This is a genomic window from Aeromicrobium sp. REDSEA-S32_B7 (assembly GCF_001626145.1).
Taxonomy (GTDB): domain Bacteria; phylum Actinomycetota; class Actinomycetes; order Propionibacteriales; family Nocardioidaceae; genus Aeromicrobium; species Aeromicrobium erythreum.
This window is the reverse complement of record NZ_LUNF01000307.1, coordinates 1-3433: the sequence shown is the minus strand read 5'-3', so window position 1 is coordinate 3433 and position 3433 is coordinate 1. Positions and strand designations below refer to the sequence as shown.

Here is a 3433-nt window from a genome sequence, read left to right as displayed (position 1 = left end):
GGGTCGCGACGGTCAGGAACAGGCCGATGGCCGTCCACAGCGCGCCCTGGGCCACCTCGCCCCGCGCGAAGGAGGGCCGGATGACGTGGTCGGTGGCCCAGCCGAGCACCCAGGCGTCGGCGACGGTCATCGCGCCGAACAGGACGCTGCCGACCGCCGAGACGGCGAACAGCCCCTTCTGCTCGACGATGCCGCGCCCGAGGAGGCCGAGGCCCCGGCGCATCATCCGGTCCTGCTGGGCCGACCCGAGGTCGCTACCTGACACGGTGTCCAGCTGCTCGCAAGGTCTCTTTCACCTGTCCGATCGTGAGCTCGCCGAAGTGGAACACGCTCGCGGCGAGCAGGGCGTCGGCACCGGCCTCGACCGCGGGAGCGAAGTGCTCGAGCCGTCCGGCACCACCACTGGCGATCAGTGGCACCTGGGTAACGCTGCGGACCGCCCGGATCATTTCCAGGTCGTAGCCCGCCTTCGTCCCGTCGGCGTCCATGGAGTTCAGCAGCACCTCGCCGACGCCCAGCTCCTCCGCACGACGCACCCACTCCACGGCGTCGAGACCGGCGCTGCGTCGACCGCCGTGCGTGGTCACCTCGTAGCCGCTCGGCTGCGCCCCGTCGCCGCTCGTGGGGCTGCGTCGTGCATCGACGCTCAGCACCAGCACCTGGTTGCCGAAGCGGTGCGCGATCTCGGCGATCACCTCCGGTCGCGCGATGGCGGCCGTGTTGATGCCGACCTTGTCCGCGCCGGCGCGCAGCAGCCGGTCGACGTCGTCGACGGTGCGCACCCCTCCCCCGACGGTCAGCGGGATGAAGACCTGCTCGGCCGTGCTGCCGACGATGTCGAAGGTCGTGGCGCGGTCGCCGCTGGAGGCGGTGATGTCGAGGAAGGTCAGCTCGTCGGCGCCCTCGGCGTCGTACACGCGGGCCATCTCCACGGGGTCGCCGGCGTCGACGAGGTCGACGAAGTTGACGCCCTTCACGACGCGTCCCGCGTCGACGTCGAGGCAGGGGATGACACGGACGGCGAGGCTCACCCGCCGAGCCTACCGATGGCTATGCTTCCCCGGTGCCTGCGACCTACCAGTGCTTCCTCTGCCGCGGCACGATCGACGTCACCTCCGACGACGCGATGGTCGTGAACGTCCACCGCCGCATCTCCGAGGACGAGTGGGGCGACGACTGGTTCGTCGACGCCGCGAAGGACACGTTCCGGTTCTGCTCCCAGGCGCACCTCGCGGAGTACATGGAGCGGTTCCCGCTGCCGCCGCCGAACGCCGGGGTCGTCGATGACGACCACATGTCGGTCGGCGACTGGGTCGGCTGCTTCGTCCTCGCGCTGCTCCTGCTCGCCCTGCTCGTGGGCGCCGTGTCCGGGCTGGTCGGCCTGGTGTCGCGCCTGACCTGAGCTCAGTCCTCGCGGCGTCGACGACGCTTGCGGGCGATCTTCTCCTCGAGCTCCTCGACGTGCTTCTCGGGGTTGAGCCGGTGCGACAGGTACCCGACCCCGACGGCCAGCACGGGGAACACCGGCCAGAAGAACAGCAGCTCCCCCGCGGCCACCGACGTCGCGCCCCAGATGCCGACGAGCAGGACCGAGAGGGCGACCCAGCCGGTGCGCATGCCGCGCAGGTCGCGCTCGAACGTGGCCAGGGCCTCCTCCCGCACGGTGGCACCCTCGGGAGCACGACGCGCCCGTCGGGCGGGTGTGCGGCTTGACGCGAGGTCCTCGAGCAGCGGCAGCACCTGGCCGAGGCGGACGACCTCCAGGGCCGCGTCGACGCGCCGCTCGTACTCGGCGGTGTCGACCTTCCCGGCGGCGTAGGCGTCGCGCAGCGCGGCGAGCACGACGTCGCGGTCGGCGTCGGAGGCGCGCAGCGCGACGTGGGCGGGATCGCGTGGGTCCGCCTCGAAGCGGTCCCACACCGGTCCCGCGGCCACGGTCAGGCCTCCGGTCGGGCCTGGCCGCGGGTCAGGGCGAGCGCGTCCTCGAGCGTGAACTGTCCGGTGTACAGCGCGGTACCGGCGATGGCACCCTCGACGCCGATGTCGACGAGACCCATCAGCGCCTCGATGTCGGCGAGGGTGGTGACGCCGCCGGACGCGACGACGGGCCGGTCGGTGCGGGAGCAGACGTCGCGCAGCAGGTCGAGGTTCGGTCCCTGCAGCATGCCGTCCTTGTTGACGTCGGTGACGACGTAGCGGGCGCAGCCCTCGGCGTCGAGGCGGGCGAGCGTCTCGTGCAGGTCGCCGCCGTCGCGGGTCCAGCCGCGTGCGGCGAGGGTCGTGCCGCGGACGTCGAGCCCGATGGCGACCCGGTCGCCCCACTCGGCGATGACCTTCGCGCACCACTCGGGGTTCTCGAGCGCGGCGGTGCCGATGTTCACCCGGCGGCAGCCGGCGTCCATGGCGGCCGCGAGCGACTCGTCGTCGCGCATGCCGCCGGACATCTCGACGTCGATGTCGAGGGTGCCGACGATCCGCGCGAGCAGGTCGCGGTTGTGCCCGTGGCCGAACGCGGCGTCGAGGTCGACGAGGTGGATCCACTCCGCGCCGGCCGACTGCCAGCGCAGCGCAGCCTCGACGGGGTCGCCGAACCGCTTCTCCGACCCGTCCACCCCCTGCACCAGCTGGACGGCCTGGCCGCCCTTGACGTCGACGGCGGGCAGCAGCTCCAGGTAGTCACTCACGCGGGCGATGCTATCGACGCCCGCTCGCGCCCGGCCGCGGCCTGTCTCATCGGGGTCGGTACTGGATGTGGTCGGGGTGGGTGTGGTGGATCTCGACGAAGGTCGTGGCTGACGGTGAGTGCTCCTCGGGTCTTGAGTCCGTGGTGGGGTGGGCAGCGGTGGTGCAGGTTCGCGGCTTCGGTGGGTCCACGCTGCTGGCCGGGTGGCGGGTCGAGGTCGTAGGGGATCTGGTGGTCGACGTCGCAGGCGAGGGCGGGTCGGGTGCAACCCGGGACGTCGCACGTTCCGTCGATGAGGTTCAACGCCCGACGCAGGGGCTGGGTGGGGAAGCGGCCCAGCTCGGTGACGTCGAGGATCCCGCCGTTCTCGTCGGTCAACAACCGCGAGAACAACGTCCCCTCGGCGGTGGCGAGCTCGGCGAGCAGGGCGGGGTCGAGGACGTGCTGCCCGTCGGCGGAGACCGCCGGCTCGCTCGACAGACCCAACAGGGTGGCCAGGGAGACAGTGATCCCGACGTGGAACCGGCCACGGCCCGAGGTGCTGACCGGCGCGTGGTCAGCGGTGTCGGTCTCGTCCTTATGGAGCAGGGTGTCGACGAGGGCGTCGGCGCGGGCCTGCGCCAACGTCCGGTCATCGTCGATGGTCTGGGTGCGGGAGGCTTTCGCGGCCAGGGTCAGGTCACGCTCGATCAGGAGGGCGTCGACCGTGGGGATGAGGGCCTGCAGCAGGCTCATCCCGTCATCCAGGGC

General features: G+C 71.9%; 5 protein-coding genes and 1 pseudogene. 1 reads left to right on the top strand and 5 read right to left on the bottom strand.

What is annotated here, in order from left to right:
* Positions 1-265: pseudogene (locus A6Q79_RS17770) on the bottom strand (ABC transporter ATP-binding protein); the annotation flags it as partial.
* Positions 255-1031, bottom strand: coding sequence for an imidazole glycerol phosphate synthase subunit HisF (gene hisF / locus A6Q79_RS17765; RefSeq protein ID WP_067858198.1), 777 nt, complete (start codon positions 1029-1031; stop codon positions 255-257). The gene hisF and the pseudogene A6Q79_RS17770, both read right to left, overlap by 11 nt.
* A 32-nt stretch (positions 1032-1063) precedes the next feature.
* Here hisF and A6Q79_RS17760 point away from each other — a divergent pair, with 32 nt between their 5' ends.
* Complete coding sequence (locus A6Q79_RS17760; protein ID WP_286690918.1) at positions 1064-1402, top strand: hypothetical protein; 339 nt, start codon at positions 1064-1066, stop codon at positions 1400-1402.
* Between the two features lie 2 nt (positions 1403-1404).
* Here A6Q79_RS17760 and A6Q79_RS17755 read toward each other — a convergent pair whose 3' ends face one another.
* The 3 genes from A6Q79_RS17755 to A6Q79_RS17745 form a co-directional block, all read right to left on the bottom strand.
* Positions 1405-1935 (bottom strand): DUF1707 domain-containing protein, encoded by a 531-nt coding sequence (locus A6Q79_RS17755; protein WP_286690917.1) that lies wholly within the window; start codon positions 1933-1935, stop codon positions 1405-1407.
* Between the two features lie 2 nt (positions 1936-1937).
* The gene (gene priA / locus A6Q79_RS17750) at positions 1938-2684 is read right to left on the bottom strand and encodes a bifunctional 1-(5-phosphoribosyl)-5-((5-phosphoribosylamino)methylideneamino)imidazole-4-carboxamide isomerase/phosphoribosylanthranilate isomerase PriA (protein ID WP_286690916.1); all 747 of its coding nucleotides are present in this window, start codon (positions 2682-2684) and stop codon (positions 1938-1940) included.
* The coding region (locus A6Q79_RS17745; RefSeq protein WP_317698887.1) for an HNH endonuclease signature motif containing protein at positions 2681-3433 on the bottom strand (753 nt) is incomplete at its 5' end. The genes A6Q79_RS17745 and priA, both read right to left, overlap by 4 nt.